This is a genomic window from Nocardia uniformis NBRC 13702, from assembly GCF_001613345.1.
GTDB classification, from domain to species: Bacteria; Actinomycetota; Actinomycetes; order Mycobacteriales; family Mycobacteriaceae; genus Nocardia; species Nocardia uniformis.
This window is the reverse complement of record NZ_BDCE01000093.1, coordinates 1-24,964: the sequence shown is the minus strand read 5'-3', so window position 1 is coordinate 24,964 and position 24,964 is coordinate 1. Positions and strand designations below refer to the sequence as shown.

At 66.8% G+C, this 24,964-nt stretch carries 25 protein-coding genes; 14 read left to right on the top strand and 11 right to left on the bottom strand.

Translation table 11 applies throughout. The annotated features are described in order from the left end of the window. Positions 1-9 precede the first annotated feature (9 nt). On the bottom strand, positions 10-960 hold the full coding sequence (locus tag NU1_RS34120; protein ID WP_067528061.1) for a phosphotransferase family protein: 951 nt from the start codon (positions 958-960) through the stop codon (positions 10-12). A 122-nt stretch (positions 961-1,082) separates the two neighbouring features. Continuing rightward, positions 1,083-1,487 (bottom strand): nitroreductase/quinone reductase family protein, encoded by a 405-nt coding sequence (locus tag NU1_RS34115; RefSeq protein WP_067527918.1) that lies wholly within the window; start codon positions 1,485-1,487, stop codon positions 1,083-1,085. A 156-nt stretch (positions 1,488-1,643) separates the two neighbouring features. Here NU1_RS34115 and NU1_RS34110 point away from each other — a divergent pair, with 156 nt between their 5' ends. Next, positions 1,644-2,144: a TetR/AcrR family transcriptional regulator gene (locus tag NU1_RS34110; RefSeq protein WP_169815183.1), complete on the top strand. Its 501-nt coding sequence runs from the start codon at positions 1,644-1,646 to the stop codon at positions 2,142-2,144. Positions 2,145-2,284: 140 nt separating this feature from the next. On the opposite strand, the gene NU1_RS34105 is transcribed toward NU1_RS34110, so the two are convergent. The 4 genes from NU1_RS34105 to NU1_RS34090 form a co-directional block, all read right to left on the bottom strand. After that, complete coding sequence (locus tag NU1_RS34105; RefSeq protein ID WP_067527913.1) at positions 2,285-3,175, bottom strand: amino acid ABC transporter permease; 891 nt, start codon at positions 3,173-3,175, stop codon at positions 2,285-2,287. Further along, positions 3,172-3,852 (bottom strand): amino acid ABC transporter permease, encoded by a 681-nt coding sequence (locus NU1_RS34100; RefSeq protein ID WP_067527911.1) that lies wholly within the window; start codon positions 3,850-3,852, stop codon positions 3,172-3,174. The genes NU1_RS34105 and NU1_RS34100 overlap by 4 nt, the downstream gene beginning before the upstream one ends. A 74-nt stretch (positions 3,853-3,926) precedes the next feature. Beyond that, positions 3,927-4,763: a glutamate ABC transporter substrate-binding protein gene (locus tag NU1_RS34095; RefSeq protein ID WP_067527909.1), complete on the bottom strand. Its 837-nt coding sequence runs from the start codon at positions 4,761-4,763 to the stop codon at positions 3,927-3,929. 32 nt (positions 4,764-4,795) lie between these two features. Further along, positions 4,796-5,524 carry an amino acid ABC transporter ATP-binding protein gene (locus NU1_RS34090; RefSeq protein WP_067528059.1) on the bottom strand — a complete coding sequence of 243 codons (729 nt, stop codon included), beginning with the start codon at positions 5,522-5,524 and terminating at the stop codon, positions 4,796-4,798. Positions 5,525-5,781: 257 nt separating this feature from the next. On the opposite strand from NU1_RS34090, the gene miaB reads away from it, so the two are divergent. Continuing rightward, entirely contained in the window at positions 5,782-7,314 is a 1,533-nt protein-coding gene (gene miaB / locus NU1_RS34085; RefSeq protein WP_281221285.1) for a tRNA (N6-isopentenyl adenosine(37)-C2)-methylthiotransferase MiaB, read from the top strand. A 187-nt stretch (positions 7,315-7,501) separates the two neighbouring features. Further along, complete coding sequence (locus NU1_RS34080; RefSeq protein WP_067528055.1) at positions 7,502-8,089, top strand: Rv2732c family membrane protein; 588 nt, start codon at positions 7,502-7,504, stop codon at positions 8,087-8,089. Position 8,090: 1 nt separating this feature from the next. Here NU1_RS34080 and NU1_RS34075 read toward each other — a convergent pair whose 3' ends face one another. Both NU1_RS34075 and NU1_RS34070 read right to left on the bottom strand, forming a co-directional pair. Further along, positions 8,091-8,513, bottom strand: a complete 423-nt coding sequence (locus NU1_RS34075; protein ID WP_067527907.1) for a CobD/CbiB family protein — start codon at positions 8,511-8,513, stop codon at positions 8,091-8,093. Then, positions 8,474-9,925, bottom strand: a complete 1,452-nt coding sequence (locus NU1_RS34070; protein WP_067527905.1) for a DUF349 domain-containing protein — start codon at positions 9,923-9,925, stop codon at positions 8,474-8,476. The genes NU1_RS34075 and NU1_RS34070 overlap by 40 nt, the downstream gene beginning before the upstream one ends. A 175-nt stretch (positions 9,926-10,100) precedes the next feature. Between NU1_RS34070 and NU1_RS34065 the strand changes: the two genes are divergently transcribed. The 7 genes from NU1_RS34065 to NU1_RS34035 all read left to right on the top strand — a co-directional run bounded on the left by NU1_RS34065 (position 10,101) and on the right by NU1_RS34035 (position 17,325). Then, positions 10,101-10,856 carry a class III extradiol ring-cleavage dioxygenase family protein gene (locus NU1_RS34065; protein WP_067528053.1) on the top strand — a complete coding sequence of 252 codons (756 nt, stop codon included), beginning with the start codon at positions 10,101-10,103 and terminating at the stop codon, positions 10,854-10,856. Next, positions 10,853-11,770: a tRNA (adenosine(37)-N6)-dimethylallyltransferase MiaA gene (gene miaA / locus NU1_RS34060; protein ID WP_067527904.1), complete on the top strand. Its 918-nt coding sequence runs from the start codon at positions 10,853-10,855 to the stop codon at positions 11,768-11,770. The genes NU1_RS34065 and miaA overlap by 4 nt, the downstream gene beginning before the upstream one ends. Beyond that, complete coding sequence (locus tag NU1_RS34055; RefSeq protein WP_067527902.1) at positions 11,770-12,591, top strand: TrmH family RNA methyltransferase; 822 nt, start codon at positions 11,770-11,772, stop codon at positions 12,589-12,591. The genes miaA and NU1_RS34055 overlap by 1 nt, the downstream gene beginning before the upstream one ends. A gap of 38 nt (positions 12,592-12,629) precedes the next feature. Continuing rightward, entirely contained in the window at positions 12,630-13,511 is an 882-nt protein-coding gene (dapF, locus tag NU1_RS34050) for a diaminopimelate epimerase (RefSeq protein WP_067528051.1), read from the top strand. A 59-nt stretch (positions 13,512-13,570) separates the two neighbouring features. Beyond that, the gene (gene hflX, locus NU1_RS34045) at positions 13,571-15,031 is read left to right on the top strand and encodes a GTPase HflX (protein WP_067527900.1); all 1,461 of its coding nucleotides are present in this window, start codon (positions 13,571-13,573) and stop codon (positions 15,029-15,031) included. A 98-nt stretch (positions 15,032-15,129) separates the two neighbouring features. Continuing rightward, entirely contained in the window at positions 15,130-16,011 is an 882-nt protein-coding gene (locus tag NU1_RS34040; RefSeq protein ID WP_245720438.1) for a lysophospholipid acyltransferase family protein, read from the top strand. A 168-nt stretch (positions 16,012-16,179) separates the two neighbouring features. After that, a complete protein-coding gene (locus NU1_RS34035) occupies positions 16,180-17,325 on the top strand; it encodes an acyl-CoA dehydrogenase family protein (protein WP_067528046.1) in 1,146 nt (381 codons plus the stop codon). An 84-nt stretch (positions 17,326-17,409) separates the two neighbouring features. Here the strand turns inward: NU1_RS34035 and NU1_RS34030 are convergent, their stop codons facing one another. After that, the gene (locus NU1_RS34030) at positions 17,410-18,006 is read right to left on the bottom strand and encodes a dihydrofolate reductase family protein (RefSeq protein WP_067527897.1); all 597 of its coding nucleotides are present in this window, start codon (positions 18,004-18,006) and stop codon (positions 17,410-17,412) included. Between the two features lie 57 nt (positions 18,007-18,063). After that, positions 18,064-18,663 (bottom strand): TetR/AcrR family transcriptional regulator, encoded by a 600-nt coding sequence (locus NU1_RS34025; protein WP_245720437.1) that lies wholly within the window; start codon positions 18,661-18,663, stop codon positions 18,064-18,066. A gap of 180 nt (positions 18,664-18,843) precedes the next feature. Between NU1_RS34025 and NU1_RS34020 the strand changes: the two genes are divergently transcribed. Together NU1_RS34020 and NU1_RS34015 are read left to right on the top strand one after the other, a co-directional pair. Next, positions 18,844-20,268 carry an MFS transporter gene (locus NU1_RS34020; RefSeq protein ID WP_212762144.1) on the top strand — a complete coding sequence of 475 codons (1,425 nt, stop codon included), beginning with the start codon at positions 18,844-18,846 and terminating at the stop codon, positions 20,266-20,268. A 39-nt stretch (positions 20,269-20,307) separates the two neighbouring features. Beyond that, a complete protein-coding gene (locus NU1_RS34015; protein WP_084522071.1) occupies positions 20,308-21,885 on the top strand; it encodes an MFS transporter in 1,578 nt (525 codons plus the stop codon). Here NU1_RS34015 and NU1_RS34010 read toward each other — a convergent pair. Beyond that, positions 21,851-23,014, bottom strand: coding sequence for an alpha-hydroxy-acid oxidizing protein (locus NU1_RS34010; RefSeq protein WP_067527895.1), 1,164 nt, complete (start codon positions 23,012-23,014; stop codon positions 21,851-21,853). The two genes, NU1_RS34015 and NU1_RS34010, sit on opposite strands and share 35 nt — an antisense overlap. A 104-nt stretch (positions 23,015-23,118) precedes the next feature. Here NU1_RS34010 and NU1_RS34005 point away from each other — a divergent pair, with 104 nt between their 5' ends. Together NU1_RS34005 and NU1_RS34000 are read left to right on the top strand one after the other, a co-directional pair. After that, positions 23,119-24,159 (top strand): Lrp/AsnC family transcriptional regulator, encoded by a 1,041-nt coding sequence (locus NU1_RS34005; protein WP_067527893.1) that lies wholly within the window; start codon positions 23,119-23,121, stop codon positions 24,157-24,159. 251 nt (positions 24,160-24,410) lie between these two features. Continuing rightward, a complete protein-coding gene (locus NU1_RS34000; protein WP_245720436.1) occupies positions 24,411-24,722 on the top strand; it encodes a nitroreductase/quinone reductase family protein in 312 nt (103 codons plus the stop codon). The last annotated feature ends 242 nt before the right edge of the window (positions 24,723-24,964 follow it).

Genomic DNA, 24,964 nt, shown 5'->3' with positions numbered 1-24,964 from the left:
GGCGGCCGGTCAGTCCCGCAGCCCGCCGGCGAAAGGCAGTGTGCGCCAGTGCTCTACGGCCGGTTTCATCGCCTCCACGAGCATCGGCAATTGCGGTGCGAGCGCAAGGCATGCGACCGCCCGCGACATACCGATCGCGTTGATGACCCGCATGACGCGCTGGTCGAGCGGCCGCAACCCGCGCTGCCGTGCGGCGGAGTCGTAGGCGGCCTCGCATTCGGGGCCGAAGGCCGCCAGATCCCACTCGACCGGTCCGAGCGTGACCAGTTCGAAGTCGGAGTACAGCTCGCCGCCCGACGTGTTGACGATATTGGCGGCGGGCGCGTCGCCATGGATCGGTTGCAGGTCGATTCCGGGGAACGCCGCCTCGAACCCCGCGCGTGAACCGACGACCGGTTCCAGCACCGCCCATTCGCGTCGTGCCCGATCGAGATCGGCCGGGTCGAGCAGGTCGGGACGTCTCTCCAACACGGCAAGTCCGTCGGTGACGAACTTCGGTTCGGCCGTGGACAGGAAAGTCAGCTCACCCGGATAGTCGCGCAGCGCCACGTGCAGGTCGGCGACCAGTCTCGAATTGTGTACGTAGTCAGGCTCGATGCCCTTGTCCAACTCGACGAGCTGCCAGAACGTCATCGAGAAGCCATTGCGCACCACCGGTTCCCGTGGCACCAGTGGACTCGGCGCGATCACCGGATGTCCCTGTCCGGCGAGCCAGGCCACCACATTGAGCTCCACCCGCTGCCGCGCAGCGAGGAAATCCACGTCGACATAGGCGGGCAGCACCGTCGGCACCCGAACCACCACGGGCGCGGGCGCTAGATGCACGACAACGGAGAACATATCGTGGAGCACAATCGGCTCGGTCACGGTGAGCCCGAGCTTGCGTCCCGCGGTGACGGCCGCGTCGAGAGCGCGTGCGGTGCGGTCGGCGAGTTGGTCGGGCGTCATATCTCCGGTCATGGCGGCGATGGTAGCCACACACCGGGGCGCACCGACGCGATGGGTTGACGCCGGTTCGGCGGGGTCGCGGCATTCGCGCCACGGGCTGTCGCGCCGATCGGCTGGCGCACCGGCGAGTTCGCCTACGGCCGCAGGTCGATGCGTACGGTCAGCAATTCGGTGCCGAGCGCCCGCACCAGCAGGCTGTTGAATACCGGCAGGCTACGCAGCCGCTCGCGGGCGTTGTCGTCCGGCATCGGCTGCGCCGTCCCCTCCTGCCATCGGGCCCTGATCCGCACGCGCACACGGGGTTCGGCCAGGATATTGCGGACATAGTTCGAAGCCACCCCATGGTCGCTGACCATCCAGAAGGCCCCGTCGACGATTCGTCCGCCGACCGGGGTGCGCCGGGGGAGTCCCGTTCGCCGCCCCGTGGTCTCGAGTAGAGCACTGCCCGGCAGATACCCGGCGACATAGCGCATGAGTGGGTTGGCGATGCGCCGATGGAACCAGGTGACACGTCTGCGTTTGGCTGCGGTGGTTGTCATGATCACACTCCATTGTCGGAACTGGTAGTACTTACAAGTGTTGTCGAGACTCTCAGTTCCGTCAACGGTAGACTTCGAATCGTGCCAATGTCCCCGCAACGACCGCATACCGGCAGACGCCGCAATCCAGCTGCGCGAGAAGCGATTCTGGTCTCGGTGACCGAGCTACTGGCTGAATCCGGGGGAGTGCACGCGACCATGGACCAGATCGCGGCGGCGGCGGGGGTGAGCAAGCAGACCATTTACCGCTGGTGGCCCTCGAAGGGCGCGGTACTCCTGGACGCCATGGCCGAATGGGCACGCACGCGCGCCCCCGAACCCGATACCGGCCGAGTACTCGACGACCTGGCGACATTCCTCGGCTCGACCTTCGCTGCCGTCAGTGGTCCACCGGCCGCACCGCTGCTGCGCGCGATTCTCGCCGAGGCGCAACATGATTCGCAGACCGCCGACCTCCTCACGGAATTCGCCCGCGATCGCCGTGCGACGCTACATCGCATTCTCGAACGCGGACAGGCACGCGGCGAACTCCCCGATGCCGACCTCGAACTCCTCGTCGAGCAGGCTTACGGCCTGCTCTGGTACCGCCTGGCAGTGAGTCGAGATCCGCTCACCACCGACGTCGCCGTCCGCCTCGCCGCCGCGCTGTGTCGTTAGCCCGCGGGGTCGAATGGCCTATCGCTGAGCCGAATTACCGGCTGCCCGTCGGTGAGACCGGTAGATACCGATGAGCATGTCGAGCGCACGCAGCTCGTCCTCGCGAGGACCGGCCCCGCGCGCTCGACACCCACTGCTGCCTACTTACCGATGGTGAGGTCCATCCCCGGGGTGGCGGTCAATGTGCTGTCCGCGCCCACGACCGTCCGCCCCCCGCGCTTGCGGGTGCGCAGCCAGCGCTCCAGCCGGGTCGCACTCCAGGTGAGCGAGTAGTTGAGGGCGATCATGATGGCGGCGATGACGATCAGCGCCTGGAAGGTGATCTGCTCGGAGGCACCCAACTGCTGGCCGGAGCGCACCACCTCGACGTAACCGATGAGGTAGCCGAGCGCCGAATCCTTCAGTGCCACCACCATTTGCGACAGCAGCGCGGGCAGCATGGCGGTAATGGCCTGCGGCAGCAGGATCGCGGCCATCACCTGGGACTTGCGCATACCCAGCGCGACCGCGGCCTCGGTCTGGCCCTTCGGCAGCGATTTGATGCCCGAGCGCACGATCTCCGCGATAACGGAGCCGTTGTAGATGGTCAGTGCCGTCACTACCGCGGCGAGTGCGAGCTGGGTACTCGGAAAGACGTTGTACTGCGAGTAGACCGCGTACAGGAAGATCATCAGGATCAGCACCGGGATCGCGCGGGCGAATTCCACGATGGTGCCCGCGACGACCCGCACGATGCGGTGCTCCGACATGCGCAGAATGCCGAAGAGCATGCCGATGACCAGAGCGAAGGTAATCGACAGCACGGCCGCCACCAGGGTGCCCCGGATACCGGGCAGCAGATAGGTGGTCCAGATCTGCCCTTCCAGGAACGGTTCCCACTTATCGCCGGCCCACTGGCCCTTGGCGTCGAGGCCACGGAAGACCAGCCAGGCGAGCCCGAGGACCACCGCGGCCACCACGATCGAGTAGATCGTGTAGCGCACCCGCGCCTTGGGGCCGGGGGCGTCGTAGAGAACGGATACGGCGCTCATCGGGCTACCTCGTATCGCTTGGCCAGCCAGCCGAAGAGCAGGCCGGTGGGCAGGGTCAGGATGACGAAGCCGAAGGCGAAGATCGCGCCGATGACCAGGGTCGCGGATTCGATCTCGATCATCTCCGCCATCAGGTAGGCGGCCTCGCCGACACCGATGGCGGCGGCGACGGTGGAGTTCTTCGTCAAGGCGATCAGTACGCTGCCCAGTGGTGCGATCACCGCGCGGAAAGCCTGCGGCAACACCACCATTCGCAGATTCTGGGTGAAAGTCAGCCCCAGTGAACGTCCCGCCTCCGACTGCCCCAGCGACACCGTATTGATGCCCGAGCGCAGCGATTCGCAGACGAAAGCCGCCGTGTAGACACCCAATCCGATTACCGCCCAGCGAAAGTTGTTCTCCGCCAGATCATTCGTTCCCTCGGCCGCGAGCGTGATCCCCAGCTGGAAGTACAGGCCCAGCGAGCAGAACACAATGATCAGCGTGAGCGGGGTGTTGCGGAAGACGGTGACGTAGGCCGTGCCCACCCAGCGCGCGATCGGCACCGGCGACACTCGCATGGCGGCGATTATCGTGCCCAGGACCAGCGCCAGCACTCCCGAGAGGACGGTCAGTTTGACGGTCACCCAGAAGGCGTCGAGCAGCTGGGATTGATAATCAGAGATCAAGTCGAACACGGCGTACGCATCCCTCCGTCCGAAATACGTCGTGTGCCGGGCGGAGTCGCCTCCGCCCGGCACACGGGGTCAACTCAGTACCGGTCGATCTCCGGCGCGGCCGGAACCTGGAAGCCGGTGGTCTCGCCGAAGTTCTTCTCCAGCGCCGCGGCCCACGCACCACTGGTGATCATGTCCTGGATGGCGTCATTGATCTTGTCGCGCGATTCGGTATCGCCCTTCTTGACGCCGATGCCGTACTTCTCGACCGTGAACGGCTCGCCGACAACCTTCAGCGCGCCCGGGTTCTGTGCGGCGAAACCGCGCAGAATGACGTCATCGGTGGTGAGCGCGTCCACGGCCCCGGCCTTCAACGCCTCCACACACAGCGAGTAGGTGTCGTACTCCTGCAGCTGAACATCCTTGGCGTACTGGTCCTTGATGTTCTGCGCGGGGGTGGAGCCCTTCACCGAGCACAGCTTCTTATTACCGGACAGCGATTCGGCACCGTTGATATCGGTGTTGTCCGAACGCACCAGCAGCGACTGGCCGGTAATGTAGTACGGTCCGGCGAAATCGACCTTCTCCTTGCGCTTATCGGTAATCGAGTAGGTGGCGGCGATGAAATCGACCTGCCCGTTCTCGATCAGGGTTTCGCGCTGCGCGGACGGCGCCTCCTTGAAGGTGATGTCCTCGGCCTTCACGCCCAGCTTGTCGGCCACATAGGTGGCGACGTCGACGTCGAAACCACTGAACGAGCCGTCCTTATTGCGCAGTCCCAGACCCGGCTGGTCGTACTTGATGCCGATGGTCAGCTTGCCGTCGGCGGCGTTCTCGGTGGCGGTCTTGTCGTCACCACCGCCACAACCGCTGGCGACGACCGCGATGGCGATCATCCCGGCGGCGAGCCGAAGCGTCTTCTTGAAGCTCATCGAATCCTTCTCTCTAGTGAAAACGGGTGGCGTCAGTGACTGAGGATTTTGCCGAGGAAGTCCTTGGCGCGTTCGGATTTCGGTGCCGTGAAGAACGTGTCGGGATCGGTGTCCTCGGCGATCCGGCCCTCGTCCATGAACAGCACGCGATTGCCCGCCTTACGCGCGAAGCCCATCTCGTGGGTGACCACGACCATGGTCATCCCGTCCTTGGCCAGCTGCACCATCACTTCGAGCACCTCGGAAACCATTTCCGGGTCGAGCGCGGAGGTGGGCTCGTCGAACAGCATGACCTTCGGGCTCATGGCGAGCGCGCGGGCAATGGCGACGCGCTGCTGCTGGCCGCCGGAGAGCTGGGCCGGGTACTTATCGGCCTGATTGGCGATACCGACTCGCTCCAGCAGTTCCATGGCGCGGGCGCGGGCCTTGGTTTTATCGATACCGCGCACCTTCACCGGTGCGAGCATGACGTTTTCGAGGATGGTCTTGTGCGCGAACAGATTGAAGCTTTGGAACACCATGCCCACGTCGGCGCGCAGCCTGGCGAGAGCCCGGCCCTCGGCGGGCAGTTGCACGCCGTCGATGGCGATGGTGCCGGAGTCGATGGTCTCGAGGCGATTGATGGTGCGGCAGAGCGTGGACTTACCGGAGCCGGACGGCCCCACCACGATGACGACCTGCCCTTTCGGGACCTCCAGGTTGATGTCCTGCAGCACATGCAGGGCACCGAAGTGCTTGTCCACTGTGCGCATCGAGATCATCGGCGCGTCTTCGGTGAGGGATGGGACGGCGTCGGTCATGACCAGTGACCTTAGAGGGAACGTGCCCGAAATGCTCGCCTTTGGTCCCCGCAGCGAGACTGTGCCTCGACTCGACATCGCGCCGTAACCGGGGATTGACGTCCCGGCTACGGCGGAGAGCCAGGTCACCCATAGTCCCATGGGGTGAGACGACCGAAATCGGCAGCCTTTACCCTGGACAGGTGAATTCGTTGGCGCAGGTTTCGACACGTGACTCGGTGGACCTCGAGAGCGCGCGGACCTATGAGGTCCGCACCCATGGCTGCCAGATGAATGTGCACGATTCCGAGCGCCTCTCGGGACTGCTCGAGGAAGCCGGGTACGTCAAGGCCGATGCCGGTGCGACCGCCGATCTGGTCGTCTTCAATACCTGCGCGGTCCGGGAGAACGCCGATAACAAGCTCTACGGCACCCTCGGCCATCTCGCGCCCATCAAGGCCGAGCGCCCCGGTATGCAGATCGCCGTCGGCGGGTGCCTCGCCCAGAAGGATCGCGATACGGTCGTGAAGAAGGCCCCCTGGGTCGATGTGGTGTTCGGTACCCACAACATCGGCTCGTTGCCGGTGCTGCTCGAGCGCGCCCGCCACAATCGGGAAGCCCAGGTCGAGATTATCGAATCCCTGGAAGCCTTCCCGTCCACGCTGCCCGCCAAGCGCGAATCCGCCTACGCCGGGTGGGTGTCCATCTCGGTGGGATGCAACAACACCTGCACCTTCTGCATCGTGCCCGCGCTGCGCGGCAAGGAGGTCGACCGCCGCCCCGGTGATGTGCTGGCCGAGGTGCAGGCCCTGGTCGATCAGGGCGTGCTGGAGGTGACGCTGCTGGGCCAGAACGTCAACTCCTACGGTGTCTCCTTCGCCGATCCGACCGAGGAGCGCGACCGCGGCGCCTTCGCCAAACTGCTGCGCGCCTGCGGTGCGATCGAGGGCCTCGAACGGGTGCGCTTCACCTCCCCGCATCCGGCCGAATTCACCGATGACGTGATCGAGGCGATGGCCGAGACCCCCAATGTCTGCCCGCAACTGCATATGCCGCTGCAGTCGGGTTCCGACCGCGTACTCAAGGCCATGCGCCGCTCGTACCGGAAGTCGAAGTACCTGGGCATTATCGAAAAGGTCAGGGCGGCAATGCCGCACGCGGCCATCACCACCGATATTATTGTCGGCTTCCCCGGCGAGACCGAGGAGGACTTCCTGGAAACCCTGGATGTGGTGCGGCAGGCGCGGTTCACCAGCGCCTACACCTTCCAGTACTCCATCCGCCCCGGCACGCCCGCCGCGGATATGCCCGACCAGCTGCCCAAGGAAGTGGTGCAGGAGCGCTATATGCGCCTCATCGCCCTGCAGGAGCAGGTGTCGTTGGAAGCCAATCAGGCGCTGATCGGTACCGAGGTGGAACTGCTCGTCGCCGAGACCAGTTCGGGTAAGAAGAACGCCACCACCGCCCGCATGAGCGGCCGCGCCCGCGACGGCCGCCTGGTGCACTTCCGCCCGCCCGCGAATCCCGTGCCCGGCACCGAAATCCGGCCCGGTGACCTGATTACCGTCGATATCACCGAGGCGGCTCCGCATCACCTGATCGCCGACAGCGAGGTTCGCGATCACCGCCGCACCCGCGCGGGCGACGCCAGCGAGCGCGGGATCACCCCGAAGACCGCGCCCATCGGCGTCGGACTGGGGTTGCCGCGTCTCGGCGCACCCGCGCTCGAGCCGGTCGTGAGCGGCTGCGATACCGGCGGTTGTTCGGCGTGATCTCGCCTTCGCTGATGTCGGCACCCGTCCTTCCGGCGCGCTCGAGGTCGGAATCTTCCGCTATCGAACAGAATGGCGCGCTATGAGCGATGGCAAGGGTGCCGCTGACTCCGGCCGCGACGACGATCGCGACCGCCCCGATGATCCAGCGGCACAAGAGTTTTCAGCCGAGACGAACGAGGAGACGATGAAGTCAGCCGAGCAGGACCAGGATTTCGACGCATTCCGCTCCGAACTCGACGCGGTGGAACGCAAGATCGCCGGGGAGATCGACCCGGGCGCGCGCGCCCTGGTCGTGGCCGGGGCGGTGTTCGTGCTGCTGCTGTCGCTGGTACTGCCGCACGCCGGTGCTGCCCGCGGCTTCGATGTGCTGCTCTACGATGCCGCCGCGCAGCAGGAACATATCGGGTTGCCGTCGCGGATCTTCGAGTGGTTCGTGGTCGTCTTCGGCATCGGCTTCTCGGTGCTGGCGCTGGTCACCCGCCGCTGGGCCCTGGCTTGGATCGCGGTGGCGGGCACCGCCGTATCCACCGTCTTCGGTGTCTTCTCCATCTGGCACCGCCAGACCCCCGGCCTCGGTAGTTACGAGGTCTCGGGTCCGGGCATCGGCCTGATCCTGGCGGTCATCGCCGCCATCGTCCTCACCTTCCACTGGGTCCGGGTGGTGTGGAGCCGCACCATCGTCCAGTTGGAGGCCGAAGAGCGCCGCCGCCAGGCCGCGGCCGCCGCGGAGGACACGGACCGGCGCTTCCTCACCGGCGACGACGACAAGTGAGCTAGTCGAGCATCCAGCCGATCAAGCTGAGCGTCGTCCAGATACCGAAGAAGCAAGTGATGACACCGAATCCGGCCAGGAACCACAACCTGGTCGGATTCCGCTCTTCACTGCGCACGTTGAAAGCGGCGAAGAGCAGCCAGATCACCAGCGCGACAATCGGCCCGACCAGGAGCGCAACGGGCCACAGCACCCAGATCATCACGAAGATGCAGACAATCGTCAGCACGATGCCAGCGAGCACGCCCAGCACGAATAGCCCGGCGAACGTGAGCCGGTTCGGGGTCTTCTCGAAGGTGGGCCACCACCCGACTTCGATCTCGTCCAGCTCGGAGTCGGGTGCGACCCGCTCGGTACCGAAGTCAGGTGCGGTTACGTCCTCGCTCAGCGCTGACTGACCGCACCCTCCGCCGCTTCCGCCCATTCCCGCCATTGTTTCGCCTGTTCCAGTGCCTTTTCCGCGTCGCGGGTCTTCCCTGCGGCCTGTGCCTTCGCCGCCTGCTCCTCGAATTGCGTCACGCGCTCGCGGAACTGGGCCGCCCGCGCCATCGCCTCCGGATCGCTGCGCTTCCACTGGGCGTCGACGGCCTCGCGGACCTTCTTCTCGATGGCCCGCAGTCGGCCTTCCAGCTCGTGGATGCGTTCGCGCGGCACCTTGCCGATCCCGTCCCACTTCTCCTGCAGATCGCGCAGGGCGGCGCGGGCGGCATCGAGGTCGGCGTTCGGGTCGATGTGCTCGTAGGCCGCCAGGAGTTCTTCCTTGGCCGTGGCGTTCTGCTCGAATTCGGCATCGCGTTCATTGGCGGCGGAATTACGGGCGGCGAAGAAGACGTCCTGCGCGGCCTTGAACCGCTTCCACAGCTGTTCGTCGGCCTCGCGTGGCGCGCGCCCGGCGGCCTTCCACTCGGTGAGCAGATCGCGGAATACCGCGGCCGTACCCACCCAGTCGGTGGAGGTCGACAGTTCCTCGGCCCGGACGCACAGCTCTTCCTTGGACGTCTTGGCCGAGGCGCGTTCGCGGTCGAGTTCGGCGAAGTGCGCGCCGCGGCGGCGGTTGAACGCCTCGCGGGCCTTGGAGAAGCGTCGCCACAGCGCGTCGTCGACCTTGCGGTCCACACCGCGAATGGTCTTCCACTCGTCCAGGATTTCCCGCAACCGATCGCCCGCGACCTTCCACTGGGTGGATTCGGCGGCGATCTGCTCGGCCTCGGCAGCCAGGGCTTCCTTGCGTTCGGTGTGTTCGTGCCGGGCGCGTTCCTTCTCCTCCTTGGCGTGCGCGGCCGCCTCGTCGGAGTGTTCGATAATCGCCCGCAGCCGCTTCGCCAAACCGTCGATATCGCCGATAACAGCGGCTGTCGGCAACGACTCGGCAAGCGTGGCGGCATCGGCCTTGATCTTGCGGGCATCGGCACCGGCGGCCAAGCGCTCCTCGAGCAGGACGACATCGGTGGCCAGATTGTCGAAGCGGCGGCCGAAGTGGGCCAGGCCCTCGGTGGCGTCACCGGCCTGCCAGGAGCCGACGACCCGTTCGCCGTCGGCGGTTTTGACCCAGGCGGTGCCGTCCTCGTCGACCCGGCCGTACTGGCTCGGATCACTGACGGTGGGCACCACGATCGGATGCGGGTGCGCATGCGTCTGTCCGGGAGCGGGTTTCACAGCATGCGGCTTGGGGGCTTCGGTGCCGGGTTTGCGGGCCGGGCCGCCGGGACGGTTGCCGGCGGGTCCGGGGACTGGTGACGGTCGTTTCGCGGCTACCGCGTCCGGTCGAGGCGCAGTGGTCGGGGTCGGGGTCGACTCCGGCTGGGTAGCCTTCTCGTTTCCGCTGTTGTCGGTCATTGCTCCTCGTCCCTGCCGCGCGTCACGGCTGCCTGGTTACGCCCTGGTCATCCCTCTAGCTTGACCCCATTCAACCAGGCTGAGTGGTGAAATGGTGCGTTTGCGGGCCGCGTCACCGCGCGGCGGCGCGGGCGGGGTGGGGCTGGTGTGGCGGGTTAGCGCTACGGTTGACGGCGTGTTCAGTGTTGCGGCCCTGGTTCCCTCGCCGCCCGTGCTGGTGCCCGAAATGGGGGGTGCGGCGGGTGTGGCGGAGGGCGGCCAGGTGGCGGCGGTTCGGGCGGCGGTCTTCCACGCTGTCGAAGCGCTGTCGGAGCGGGCGCAGCGGTGGGTCGTCGTCGGCGTATCCGATACCGACCGGCATATCGGTCCGGAGGCGGTGGGCACCTTTCGCGGGTTCGGGCTCGACCTGCCCGTCGGGCTGTCGGCCGCCGCGCTCGGCAATGGCACCCGCGCCGATCCGAGTTTGCCGCTGCCGGTGCTGATCGGTGGCTGGCTGCGCGGAATCCTCGCCCCGAACACGGTCGCGCAGGCCCGGCTCCTCGCCGAGCACACCCCTGGCGACGCGGCGCGGAAGTTCGGTGCCCGACTGCGCGAGGAGCTCGACTCCGACGCCGCGCCGACCGGCGTACTGGTCGTCGGCGACGGGGCGGCAACCCTGTCCACCGCCTCGCCGCGCTACTTCGACGAGCGCGCCACAGCCGTACAGACCGAGATCGACCGGGCACTCACGGCGGGGGACCGCGAGGGGCTCGCGGCATTGAATTCCGAACTCTGCGAGCAGCTGTGCGTGGCGGGTCGCCCGGCCTATCAGGCGCTCGCCGGCCTCTTCGCCGCCGACCCGGTCGACCCGCTGGTCGAGACCAGCTACGCGGCAGCGCCTTTCGGCGTCGGCTATCACGTGAGCGTCTGGCGGCCGGGAGACTCGCGGTGATCCACCCGATCGCCGTGGTCGGTCCCACCGCCACCGGGAAGTCGGATCTGGCACTGGATATGGCGCAGCGGCTGAACGGTGAGATCGTCAATATCGACGCCATGCAGCTCTATCGCGGCATGGATATCGGCACCGCGAAACTGCCGCCCGCCGAACGGCGCGGCATCCCACACCATCAGCTCGATGTCCTCGACGTCACCGAGACCGCCACCGTCGCCGCCTATCAGACCGCCGCCCGCGCCGATGTCGAAGCGATTATGGCGCGCGGCCACACCCCGGTCATCGTCGGCGGTTCGATGATGTACGTGCAAGCGCTGCTCGACGATTGGGATTTCCCGGCGACCGATACCGAGATCCGCGCCAAATGGGAGCGGATGCTCGAGGACCAGGGCCTGGTCGCGGTGCACGAGGCCCTGCGCGCCGCCGACCCGGTGGCGGCGGCGACCATCCTGCCCACCGACGGCCGCCGCATGGTGCGCGCGCTGGAGGTGGTGGAGCTGACCGGCCGACCCTTCGCGGCGTCGGCGCCGACCATCGGTGAACCGCGCTGGGGGACAACCATTATCGGCGTCGACCGCGAAACCGCCGGACTGGACGCCCGAATCGAGCTCCGCACCGCGCACATGTTCGAGACCGGGCTGGTCGACGAGGTGCGCGGCCTACTCGATCACGGTCTGCGCGAAGGGGTTACGGCGCGCCGGGCGATCGGGTACGCACAAGTCCTGGCGTACCTCGACAACGAATACGACCTGAACCATGCCCGTGAACGCACCCTCATCGGCACCCGGCGCTATGTTCGACGACAGCGCTCGTGGTTCCGCCGAGACCCCCGGGTGCACTGGGTGGATGGCGCCGATCCGCAGTTGGTGGTGACGACGCTGGCCCTCCTCGAGGAACAGGAACGAGTTCGGTAGTGACGCAACGCGGCAGTACTCGCAACGCTTCGGTCCCGGTGTGGCAGGCGTATCTGAACAATCGCGCCAGACGTGCCCGCGACGGTCGTTTCCTCGTCTACGGCGAGCGCGCGATCGCCCGCGCTCTCGAAACCGGTTGGCCCCTGGAGACTCTGGTCTACCGGCTGGGTCCGCCCGAACCATCGGAGTGGGCGCGACGGGTCATCGACACCAGCGGAGTACCGAGTGTCGGGCTCGTCCCCGAACTCATGGCGGAGCTGGCCGAACCCGCCGAATCGGTGCCCGAGCTGGTGGCCATCGCGGTTTCGCAGCGCACCGGACTCGAGGAGTTCGCACCCGGCAGCCCGCAGGACCTGCCGGTGGTGGTGGTGATCGACCAGCCCGCGTCGGCGCTGCGCCTCGGTGCCGTGATCCGCTCGGCGGCCGCCTTCGGTGCGGCCGCGGTATTCGTGACCGGTTCCGGCGCAGACCATTACGATCCGCAGGCGGTGCGCGCCTCCGACGGCGCACTGTTCGCCATTCCGGTTTTCCGTGTCCCCGGCCCGGCACAGGTGTCGGCTTTCCGGGACACCCTGGAAGCCCGCGGCCTCGACCCCCGTATCGTCGGCGGTGACGATCGCGGCGGGATGGCGCTAGACGAAGTGGACTTCGGCGGCGCGACCATTCTGGTGCTCGGTGACGAGACCGAAACCCTCGGCTCGACCTGGGCTCCGGTGTGCGATGAGCTGGTCAGCGTCTCGAACGCGGGCCCGCTCGGCGCGCCCGCGGCCGCGGCGGTGGCCCTGTACGAAATTTCCCGGCAACGCCGGCTGTTGCGATGAGGACTATGGAGACCGAGAGCGCCGCTGATATCGCTGATATCGAATTCAGCAAAGGGCACGGCACCCAGAACGATTTCGTGGTGCTGCCCGATCCCGACGCGTGGCTGGAACTGACCGAGGCGCGCGTCGAGGCGCTGTGCGATCGCCAACGCGGCCTCGGCGCCGATGGTGTGCTGCGGGTGGCCCGCACGAGCGCGCTCATCGAGACCGGTGTGCTCGCCGACCTGCCCGAGGGCGTCGGCGCCGACGACTGGTTCATGGACTACCGCAATGCCGACGGTTCCATCGCTGAGATGTGCGGCAACGGGGTGCGGGTATTCGCGCACTACCTGGCCGCCACCGGACTGCAGCCAGGCACGGAATTCGTGGTCGGCAGTCGCGCCGGTGCCCGCCCGGTCACCGTGCATCACGCCGATGACATCCACGGTGAGGTCACCGTCGCCATGGGCCGCGTACGCCGGCTCGGCGAATCCACCGCGACACTCGGCGGCCGCGAATTCAGCGGAATCGGCATCGACGTCGGCAACCCGCACCTGGCCTGCGTCGACCCGACCCTGACCTTCGCGACCCTCGCGGGTCTCGATCTCGCCGCCGCCCCCACCTTCGACCGTGGTGTCTTCCCGCACGGCGTGAATGTCGAAATCCTCACCCCGCTCGACGACGGCGCCGTCGATATGCGCGTCTACGAACGCGGTGTCGGCGAAACCCGTTCCTGCGGAACGGGAACCGTCGCGGCGGCCGCCGCCGCACTGGTTCGCGACGGTGTCGACCTCGATAACGAGGGCGGACAGGTGCGCGTGCGCATCCCCGGCGGTGAGGTCACCGTCGCCATCGACCACGGCACCGCCACCCTGCGCGGTCCCTCGGTGCTCCTGGCCTCCGGCCGGATCGCCGCGAAGTGGTGGCACGACCTCGCCTGAGACTCGCGGGAAATATCCGAATGCGCAGTCTGGTTCCTTCGTGGGATCATGGAAAGCGTATGAGTAAACAAGAAACTTACGAGTTCACCCCCGCCGACGACTTCGACGACGAGCCCGGCAAGGGCTGGTCCGCCGATCCGACCGTCGGCGAGCAGCAGCTCGATGAACGTGCCGCCCTGCGCCGCGTGGCCGGGCTGTCGACCGAACTCACCGACGTCACCGAGGTCGAGTACCGGCAGCTGCGCCTCGAGCGCGTGGTGCTGGTCGGAGTGTGGACCGAGGGCACCGCCGCGCAGGCCGAGTCCAGTATGGCCGAATTGGCGGCGCTCGCGGAAACCGCCGGTTCGGAGGTCCTCGATGCCCTCGTCCAGCGTCGCGACAAGCCCGATCCGGCCACCTACATCGGTTCCGGTAAGGCCGAGGAGCTGCGGGCCATCGTGCTCGAGTCCGGTGCCGATACGGTGATCTGCGACGGTGAACTGAGCCCGGCGCAGCTGACCGCGCTGGAGAAGGTCGTCAAGGTCAAGGTGATCGACCGGACCGCGCTGATCCTGGATATCTTCGCCCAGCACGCCACCTCGCGTGAGGGTAAGGCGCAGGTCTCCCTCGCCCAGATGGAATACATGATGCCGCGTCTGCGCGGCTGGGGTGAGTCCATGTCCCGGCAGGCCGGTGGTCGCGCGGGCGCCAATGGTGGTGTCGGAACGCGTGGTCCCGGTGAGACCAAGATCGAAACCGATCGGCGCCGCATTCGTGAGCGAATGGCGAAGCTGCGCCGCGAGATTCGCGAAATGAAGACCGCCCGCGACACCAAGCGGCAACGGCGTACCGAGAGCGGTATCCCGCAGGTGGCCATTGTCGGCTACACCAACGCGGGCAAGTCCAGCCTGATGAACTCTCTGACCGGGGCGGGCCTGCTGGTGCAGGACGCGCTGTTCGCCACCCTGGATCCCACCACCCGCAAGGCCGCGCTGGAGGATGGCCGCGAGGTCGTCTTCACCGACACCGTCGGATTCGTGCGACATCTGCCCACCCAGCTGGTCGAGGCGTTCCGCTCCACCCTCGAAGAGGTCACCGGCTCCGATCTGCTGCTGCATGTGGTCGACGGTTCCGATCCACTGCCGGATCAGCAGATCAAGGCCGTGCGCGAGGTCATCACCGAGGTGTTGCGCGAAAACGACGATCCCGCACCGCCGGAACTCTTGGTGGTCAACAAGATCGATGCCGGCGATCCGACGGCACTGACCCAGTTGCGTAGTGCCCTGCCGAAGGCGGTATTCGTCTCCGCGAAAACGGGCGAGGGTCTCGAGGACCTGAAGGACCGGCTCGCGGAAATCCTCAGTGGACTCGATGTCGAGGTCACCGTGCTGCTGCCGTATTCGCGCGGCGACCTGCTGTCCCGTATTCACGCCGACGGCCGCATCCTCAGTACCGAGCACGTCGAGGCCGGTACCCAGCTGCGGGCGAGGGTGCCGCGTTCGCTGGCCGGAGTGCTCACGGAATTCGCGCACGTCGGGTGATCTGAGTCACGTTCCGGGGTAGGTACCCCATAGTCGATGCCCTGCAGTGGTTTTCGTTACCATGGCGTAATCGAATTTCTTGCAGGGAGGGAAACTTCGTGTCCGGAAACGTCACGTATTTGTCCGAAAAGAACGCTGTACCGGCGCTCACCGACGGAGCGCCGCTGCATGTGCGGCTATCCGATACCGATCGCCGCTTTCTCGAGGTGCTGGGGGCGCCGGGGCGGACCTGGTTCAGTCCGGTATTTCATGGATTGGAGAAGTTGCCGACCGACGGGCCGGTGCTGTTGGTCGGTAACCACACCCTCGCGGGCGGGTTGGACGCACCGTTGCTGGGGCACGAAATCCTGCGCCGCACCGGGCGATTGCCGCGTGGGCTGGCCGAGAATGTGCTGATCGATATGCCGGGTCTGCGGGATTTCCTGCACCACTTCGGCATTGTGCGGGGGAATCGGCACAACTGCACGACGCTGTTGCGCAAGGGTGAGATCGTGGCCGTATTTCCCGGTGGTGGGCGGGAAGCCATGAGCGGTAAGCACGAGAAGTACGTACTGGATTGGCGGGGGCGCACCGGGTTCGCGCGGATGGCCATCGAGACCGGAGCGCCGATCGTGCCGATGGGGATGGTCGGTGGCGATGATGTGTACGACGTCGTCTTCGACGGTGCGCATCCGGCTATGAGTCCGGTCCGCAATCTGGTCACGGCGCTCGGATTGCGCGCGAGTCTCACGCCGCCGCTGATTCGCGGCCTCGGGCCGACCTGGCTGCCCAAGCCGGAGCGCTTCTACTTCTCCCTCGGCGACCCCATCGACACCAGTGCGTGGGCCGAGGCCTCCGATAAGGAGGAGGCGGCGCACGAGCTGCAGAGCCTGGTCCGCAAATCCCTCGAAGAGGAACTCGAGTTCCTGCTCGCCGAGCGCAGGGCCGATCGTGGCCGCAGCCTGTTCGGGCGCGCGATGCAGGCTCTCGACCGCGACTGAATCCCCGGTCAGGTTTACCGTCGTTCTGAACGGACGGGCTGCGGCTGGACTGGGGACAGTCGCAGTACCGACCGCTTTTTCGGGGACAGAAGTAAACCGCGATTCGACTTCCGTGTACCGTATATGCCACTGGCATCGTCGCCATTGGTGGTCACTTTGGAGGTTGGCGTGGAGCGCACCCTTTTCGAACCCGAACACGATTTGTTCCGGGAGTCCTTCCGCAAGTTTCTCGATCAGCACGTAGCCCCGCACCACGAGGAGTGGGAAGAGTCGGGCGTCGTCGATCGCGCGGTCTGGCTGGAGGCAGGTAAGCAGGGCTTCCTCGGAATGGCCGTACCGGAGGAGTTCGGCGGCGGCGGTGTGAAGGACTTCCGCTACAACGCGGTGGTCACCGAGGAATGCGCCAACGGCCGCTACTCGGGTCTGGGCTTCATGCTGCACAACGACGTGATCGCACCCTACCTGGTCGATCTGGCCAATGAGGAGCAGAAGCAGCGCTGGCTGCCCGGCTTCTGTAGCGGCGAGATCATTACCGCCATCGCCATGACCGAGCCGGGTACCGGTTCGGACCTGCAGGGCATCAAGGCCCGCGCGGTGCGCGACGGTGGCGACTGGATCCTCAACGGCTCCAAGACCTTCATCACCAATGGCATCAACGCCGATATCGTGATCGTGGTCGCGCAGACCGACCCCGATAAGGGCGCCATGGGCTTCTCGCTCCTGGTGGTCGAGCGCGATATGCCCGGCTTCTCCCGTGGCCGCAATCTCGACAAGATCGGCCTCAAGGCCCAGGACACCGCCGAACTGACCTTCGAGAACGTCCGCGTCCCCGGCAAGAACCTGCTCGGCACCGAGGGGCAGGGCTTCATCCACCTGATGCAGAACCTCCCGCAGGAGCGCCTGTCCATCGCCGTGGCCGCCGCTGCCGCCATGGAATCCTGCCTGGACCTCACCTGCCAGTACGTCCGCGACCGCAAGGCCTTCGGCAAACCCATTGGCGCCCAGCAGAACACCCGCTTCGTCCTCGCCGAACTGGCCACCAAGACCACCGCCGTCCGCGTCTTCGTCGACCACTGCATCGCCCTGCTCAACCAGGAGAAGCTCTCGGTCGAAGACGCCGCCAAGGCCAAGTGGTGGAGCACCGAGGAACAGCTCGACCTCATCACCCGCTGCCTACAGCTGCACGGCGGCTACGGCTACATGCGCGAATACCCGATCGCCAAGGCGTACATGGACGCCCGCGTCCAGACCATCTACGGCGGCACCACCGAGATCATGAAGGAGATCATCGGCCGGTCACTGAAACTGGTCTGATAACCGGTCGTATCCAGCTCGGACTGCCCTCGCCACGCGGCGAGGGCAGCTTCCTGTCGATCTCGAGGCGGTGGGTCGGGGCCATCAGGGTTGTGTCGGCGCCACCCGGTAGCGGAGGTGCGTGACGTCGCGCGCCTGCAGCTGCCGGACCAGGTCGAGTTCGATGTGGTCGCGGCCCAGGCCGTCGAAAAGTCGTCGGCCGTCGCCGAGCAGGACATTGACGAGGTGGATTTCCATTTCGTCGAGGAGACCGGCCCGCAGGAGGGACTGTGCCGCGGACGCGCCGTGCACCATGACGGCACGGTGGCCCGCGGCGGCGCGGGCGCGGGCAACGCAATCCGCGGTATCGGTGACGAATTGTGCGCTGCCCGGCGGGATATCGTCGTCGGCGATGTGATGGGTCAGAACGAAGATCGGTACGCCGTCGTGGTGATCGCCCTGCCAGCGGCCGGCCAACTCGAAGGTGCGTCGGCCGGAGATCACCGCGCCGGTCGCCATGGCCTCGCTGAACACCTGCCCGCTCGGGCCATCCGACAGGCGGTCGTCGAGCCAGTTGAACAGTCGCCCGCCGTCGCGGCCGAGTTCCTGCCCCACGCGGTCATCGGGTCCGGCGATGAAGCCGTCGAGCGACATGGACATGTAGAGCCGGATGGGCGCGTGCGGTGCGGTGTCTGCGTTCATATCCGTTGAGACTGTGCGAGCTCGCCGAACTCATCGCTATCGAACCGGCTGCCCCCGTTATGGCGCTGGCTGTGGCGAATAGGCGGCGAGCAGTGTGCCGGTGATGAGTGTGGCCGCGTTCTGGTCGGTCAGTCGGCCCGCGGTGATTTCCGTGGCTGCCCCGTGCACGACGCTGTGATAGACCGCGACCATCCACGGTACGGGTTGGTCATCGCGGAAAACGCCTGTGGCGCGGCCGTTTTCGATGAGTCGGCGAACTCGGCGCATGGGGCGGTCGTGGGCGGCGCGGATGCGTTCTTCCGGAATGTGGTTCTGCGCGGCCAGTAGCAGGGCGCGGAATTGGTCGATGATCTTCCAGGACGCGGTGACGAGGCGGGCCAGGGCCTCGCGGGGGTCGCCGTCGATGTCGACCGCATCGAGAATGCGGTCGCTCTCGGTGACCGCGCGAGTGAAGACCGCGTCGATCAGGTCGGCCCGTGAAGGGAAGTGGCCGTACAGGGTGACTCGGCCGACGCCCGCGTGCTTGGCGATATGGGAGATATTCGCCTCGGGGTCGGCGATCAGGCATTCCTGGGCGGCGTCGAGAATGGCCGCGATATTGCGGCGGGCGTCGGCCCGCTTCTGGCCGGACTGCTCGGTGCTTGCTGCTGTCGCCACACCACGCCTCATTTCGAACAGGGCTGTACGGGTTGTGTCGCCAATATAGCGCGGCTCCGGTGGTTCGCCTGATTCGGCGGTCGCCGCCGCCTGTCCCGAATCGCGCTCTTCTCGAACACGCGTGTTCAGGTTATGGTGGGAGCGTAACTCGAACATCCGCGTTCAACTTAGGAGGTCGTCGTGCATCAGCAGACGCCCGCTCAGCACTCCCACGACGCCGATATGGCACCGGATCCACGCAGGTGGCGGGCCCTGGCGGTGCTCGCCGTCGCCCAGTTCATGCTGATCCTCGACATCACGGTGGTCACCGTCGCGCTGCCCGATATCGGCCGGGACCTGGAGCTGGGCCGAGCCGCCACCACATGGGTGGTTACCGCCTACACCCTGCTGTTCGGCGGATTGATGATCTTCGGCGGCCGGGCAGCGGACCTGTTCGGGGCACGCCGGATGATCACCCTCGGCTTGGCGGTATTCACCGGGTCGTCGCTGCTGGCCGGTGTGGCGCTGAATGCCCCGATGCTGATCTCCGGCCGCGTCGGGCAGGGGATCGGCGCGGCGCTCCTGTCGCCCGCGGCGCTGTCCATCCTGACCACGATCTTCCATGGCGCCGAACGCAATAGGGCGCTGGGCGTGTGGGGTGCGCTGGGCGGCACCGGCGCTGCCGCCGGCGTGCTGATCGGGGGCGTGCTCACCGCCGGACCGGGCTGGCCCTGGATCTTCTTCGTCAATGTTCCCGTCGGCATCGCACTGCTGGTTGCCATCCCCCGCGTCGTTCCGGTCCGTCCGGCCCAGCACGGTCGACGCATCGATGTGGTGGGGGCGCTCCTGGCCACCGCATTTGTCGGTGCCGCGATCTACGGGCTGATTACCGCGGGTGACGTTGGGTGGGCCGATCCGCTGCCCCTGGGCGCCTTGGCGGCGGCGGTGGTGCTCGCGGCGGTCTTCGTCGTCGTCGAACGCTCGACCGCCGAACCGCTACTGGATCCGGGGCTGCTGACACGGCGCCCGATCGCCGCGGGCGCGGCGCTCATGCTCGTGGCGACCGCCCTGCTGATTACCGGATTCTTCCTCGGATCGTTCTATTTACAACAGGGACAAGGCAATTCGGCGTTGATAACCGGGCTGCTGTTCATTCCGATCGCCCTCGGCACGATTGTCGGCGCGCACAATGCCGGTCACGTCATCGGCCGCTTCGGATACCGTCCCGTCGGCGTGGCCGGGCTGCTGATCGCGGCGGCGGGCGCGGCCGTACCCGCGTTCTGGGATGGCAGCACGGCGCTGATCCTCGGGCTCAGCGTCGCGGCCATCGGACAGGGCGCTGTCATCGTGACCGCGACGACCACCGCACTGGCCCACGTCGACCACGCGCACTCCGGAGTGACCTCCGGGGTGGTCACCACCTTCCACGAAATCGGTGCCGCCCTCGGTGTCGCGGTGATCTCCACCATCGCGGCGGTCAGCCTGCGCAGCGGCGGCGCCGACACCTCCGGGTTCACCGTCGCCTTCCTCTTCAGCGCGATCCTCGCGCTCACTGTGGCGGCGGCTGCCGCGGTCTTCGTCCCGGCCGGAAAGCCGCCCGCCGGAATGCGGGTGAGCGCCCACTGATCGCGCCCGTCGTCCATCCGACCTGAAAGGAGTTCTGACATGGTGCACATGGATACGAGGCACGCCGGTGCGACGCCGGTACCGAGTGCCTTGCGGCGCAATCTGATTCTGGTGGTGATGTGCCTGGCGCTGGTCGCCGTCATGGGCATGATGGCCTCGCTCATGGTGGCCGTCCCCGATATCGCCACCGACCTGCGCGCCACGGAATCGCAACTGCTGTGGATCGTCAACGCCTACGGCATTACCTTCGCCGGTCTGCTGATGCTGGCCGGGGCACTGGGAGACCGCTACGGGCGCAAGGCAATGCTGATTCTCGGTCTGCTGGTCTTCGGCGTCTCGTCCGCGGCGGTACTGGTCTTCGATGACGTCGAGGCGATCATCGTGCTGCGGGCCCTCGCCGGGGTCGGTGCCGCCGCGATCATGCCGACGACACTGTCGATCATTACCCACGTATTCCCGCCGGAGGAGCGCGGGCGCGCGGTGGGTGTCTGGTCCGGCGTCGTGGTCGGCGGCGCGCTGATCGGATTGCTCAGCGCGGGCGGGCTGTTGGAGTGGTACTCGTGGCGCTCGGTATTCGCCTTCAATGTGGCGCTGACCGTGATCACACTGGTGGCCACCGTGCTGGTGCCACGCCAATCACCGTCGGGCCGTGCGCGGGTCGATATCGGTGGTGGACTGCTCTCGGTGCTGGCCGTCGCCGCACTGGTCTTCGGCATGATCGAGGGACCGGAGCGGGGCTGGGTCTCCGTGCCGGTGGTCGCGGCCTTCCTGCTCGCCGGGATCGGCGCGGCCGCATTCATCGGCTGGGAGCTGAGACATCCTCGCCCACTGCTGGATCCGCGCGTGTTCCGGAATCCCGGGCTGGCGTCCGGGACCATCGTCATCACCGCCGAATGCCTGGCCATGTTCGGATTCTTCATTGTCGGCCTGCAATATCTGCAACTAGTGAAGGGCTACTCGCCGTTCCAGGCGGCGCTGTCCATGCTGCCGCTGGCGTTGGCCGCCATGGTGTTCTCGCCGATCGTGCCTGCCCTGCACCGAAAATGGGGTTTCCTACCGGTCGTCCTGCTCGGAATGGCGCTTATCGCGGCCGGTTTGGCGCTCATGAGCGGCGTGGGTGCCGAGTCTTCGTACCTTGCGATCGGATTCGGCGTCTTCCTGCTCGGCAGCGGTATCGCCTTCGCGGCCACACCGGCCACCGAGGCCATTATGGCGGCACTGCCGCCGGAGAAGTACGGTGTCGCCTCGGCGCTCAATGACGTCACCCGTGAACTCGGTGCGGTGCTCGGAATCGCGTTGCTGGGCAGCGTATTCAGCACCGTCTACCGCAATAGCGTTTCCGATGCGGTGGTGCTGCTGCCGGACGATATCGCCCACCGCATCGAGGATTCCGTGGCGGCGGGCGTCGCGGTCGGATCGGCACCCAGCGCACCACCCTGGCTGCTGGACAGCGTGTTCGACAGCTTCCGCACCGGTATGTCCACCGCTCTCGTCGCGGGCATTGCGGTCGTCGCCCTCGGCGCTACGGCCGCGGCGGTACTCGGCCGCAGCGCAAAGGGTTCGGACGTGCGCGGGAGTGCGCTTACCTCGGAACGCGCCGAAGAGCCTCGGGCGTGAGGTCCTTCCGGGCGGGGTAGCCGTCGACAGCCATGATCAGATCGGCCTCGGCGAGCATCGAGCGCACAACGTGCACGATGCCGTCGACGCCGCCGAGTGCGAGGCCGTAGGCGTAGGGGCGGCCGATACCCACCGCGGTCGCCCCCAGCGCGAGCGCCTTGATGATGTCCGCGCCGCTGCGCACGCCCGAGTCGAACAGCACCGGCACGCCATTGGCGGCGGCGACGACCTCGGGCAGGACATCGATCGCGGGTAGGCCGCCATTGGCTTGGCGGCCACCGTGATTGGAACAGTAGATGCCATCGACTCCGCCGTCGATCGCGCGGCGGGCGTCGTCGGGGTGGCAGATACCCTTGACGATCAGCGGGAGATCGGTCAGAGAGCGGAGCCAGGGGAGGTCATCCCAGGTGAGCGGATTGCCGAAGACCTGAATCCAGCGCAGGATCGCCGATTGCGGATCCTCCTCGGGGGTTTTCGACAGGGCGGCGCGGAAGACCGGATCGGTGAAGTAATTGGCTAGGCAGTGACCGCGCAACTGCGGGAAGTTTCCGGTCGACAGGTCGCGGGGCCGCCAACCGGTGACCCACGTGTCGAGGGTGACGACAATGCCCTGGTAACCCGCCGCCTCGGCGCGCTGCACCAGACTCGCCGCGAGATCGCGATCGGTGGGGGTGTAGAGCTGGAAAAACCCTGGGGTATCCCCGAATTCGGCCGCAACCTGATCGAGCGGATCGACCATGAGGGTCGACGCCACCATCGGTATCCCCGTGCGCGCCGCCGCGCGGGCGGTTGCCAGGTCGCCGTGGCCGTCCTGCGCGCACAGGCCGATCACACCGATCGGGGCCATGAAGACCGGTGCGGGCAAGGTCATTCCGAACAAATCGACCGAGAGATCGCGCTCCTTGGCGCCGACGAACATGCGCGGGACCAGCCCCCAGCGGTCGAAGGCGGTGACATTGGCGTTCTGGGTCCGCTCATCGCCCGCGCCACCCGCCACATAGGACCAGATCGACGGCGGCATCGCGGCCTGGGCTCGATCTCGCAGCTCCTCGAACTTCATCGGCAGAGTGGGGACCACGCCGCGCAGCCCATTGAAGTAGATCTCGTTCTGGTAGTCGCCGAATGCCATCTCCGGGACCTCTCTGTTCCTCGACGGTGTATGCACCACTACTGTGCGATATCGAGTCGACGACTAGGTCAAGGTGCAGGAATCCTAAGAAGAGGACCCATTGAATGCAGGAAAACAGTGAGTTGCTGAGTGAGGATGAACTCGCGCTCATCCACGCCCTGCAATTGCGGCCCCGGGCGTCGTGGACCGAACTCGGTAGTGCGCTCGACGTCGACCCGGTCACGGCCGCGCGGCGCTGGCAGCGGCTGAATCGGCGCGGCGCGGCGTGGGTCGGTATGTCACCCGGGCCGCGACTGCTCGAACGGGTCTGCGTCGCCTACCTCGAACTCGACTGTGCTGCGGGGAAATCCGCCACCGTCATCGCGGACCTGGCGACGCATCCGCATATGCTGACCCTCGAACGCGCGGCCGGAACCCATCAGATCCTCGCCACCGTGGCCACCGATGATCTGGCCGCCATGTCGCGCTACACCCTCGATATCCTGCCCGCCGTTCCGCACCTCACCACCGTCCGCGCGCACCTGGTCACGCATATGTTCACCGAGGGCGGTGACTGGCGGATCGACGCTCTCGCCCCAGAGCAGCGCACCCAATTGACCACGCCGTCGGCACGACCGTCCGCCCGCGATCGCGGGCGCGTCACCGACCACGACCGCGTGCTGATCGCCGCGCTGGCCCATGATGGCCGCGCCTCCTACGCGGCGCTCGCCACCACCCTCGGCACCGGCACCGCCACCGTCAAACGCCGCATAGACGAATTGACCAGGCTGGGCCTGCTCCGGTTCCGCTGCGACTTCGCCCGGCCACTCGGCGGCTGGCCGGTAGCCGTCACCTTCTGGGCCACCGCCCCCGCAGCCGATCTGGAGCGCATCGGCCACGCTCTGGTCGCCCTCCCGCAGACCCGCAACTGTGCCGCCATCAGCGGCCCGCACAATCTCATTCTGCAAGCCAGCCTGCACGCGGTCAGCGACGTGCTCCGCTTCGAAACCCAGCTCGCCACCGACCATCCCGAACTCCACGTGACCGAACGCGTCGTCACCCTCCGCCACGAGAAACTGCTCGGCCGTATTCTCGACCCACAGGGCCGCTCGATCTCCGTTGTCACCCCGGATATCTGGAGCGAACCGGGTCTGGCGTCGCACTGATGGGGTCTATACCGAAAACACCGTCACCGCAAGATGATTCACCACGGTACGGTGCCCGACCGCCGCGACCTGGCGCACCGCACATCGGACACGCGGGCGAGCGTACCGAAGTACGCCGCACCCTACCGGGCTGCCGGACGCAACCGCCGCTGCCGGCCCGAGAGTCGTAGGCTGGCGGGCAAGGCACATTCCGGGGCGACGAGGAGGATGTTGTGGGATTCGCAGCGGTTGTAGGTTCGATGAACCGTCGGATGAATGGTGCTGTCGTCGCGCTGATCGACGCGCCGGTGATCGGTCGGCTGATGGGGCGCGGATTTGTCGTGATCACCTACGTCGGGCGGCGTTCGGGGAAGACCATCAGTACGCCGGTGAACTACCGGCGTAAGGGGGACACGCTCACCATCGGTGTGGCGATGGCGGATAAGAAGACGTGGTGGCGGAACTTCCTGGGGGAGGGCGGACCCATCTCACTGCACCTCAATGGTGTGGACCGGACCGGGCACGCCGTCGCTCGGCGTGACGAGCGTGGCCGGGTGACGGTAAAGGTGCAGTTGGCGTCCTGATCCTTGTCGGGCCGGAAATAGCGAACTCCGGCCGTCGATTCGACGGCCGGAGTTCGCTATTCGGTCCTGAGATCAGTAGCGGTTGGAGCGCGGTGCCGCGGCCTGGTCGCGGGTGCGACCGCCCTGCGGGCGAGCGCTGCGGCTGCCCGACGGTCCGGCGTGCGCGCGACCACCGGTTCCGGGCGCACGCTCGTCGCCACGGGTGGCGGAGCTACGGTTGCCGGTGCTCGCGGTGCGCTCAT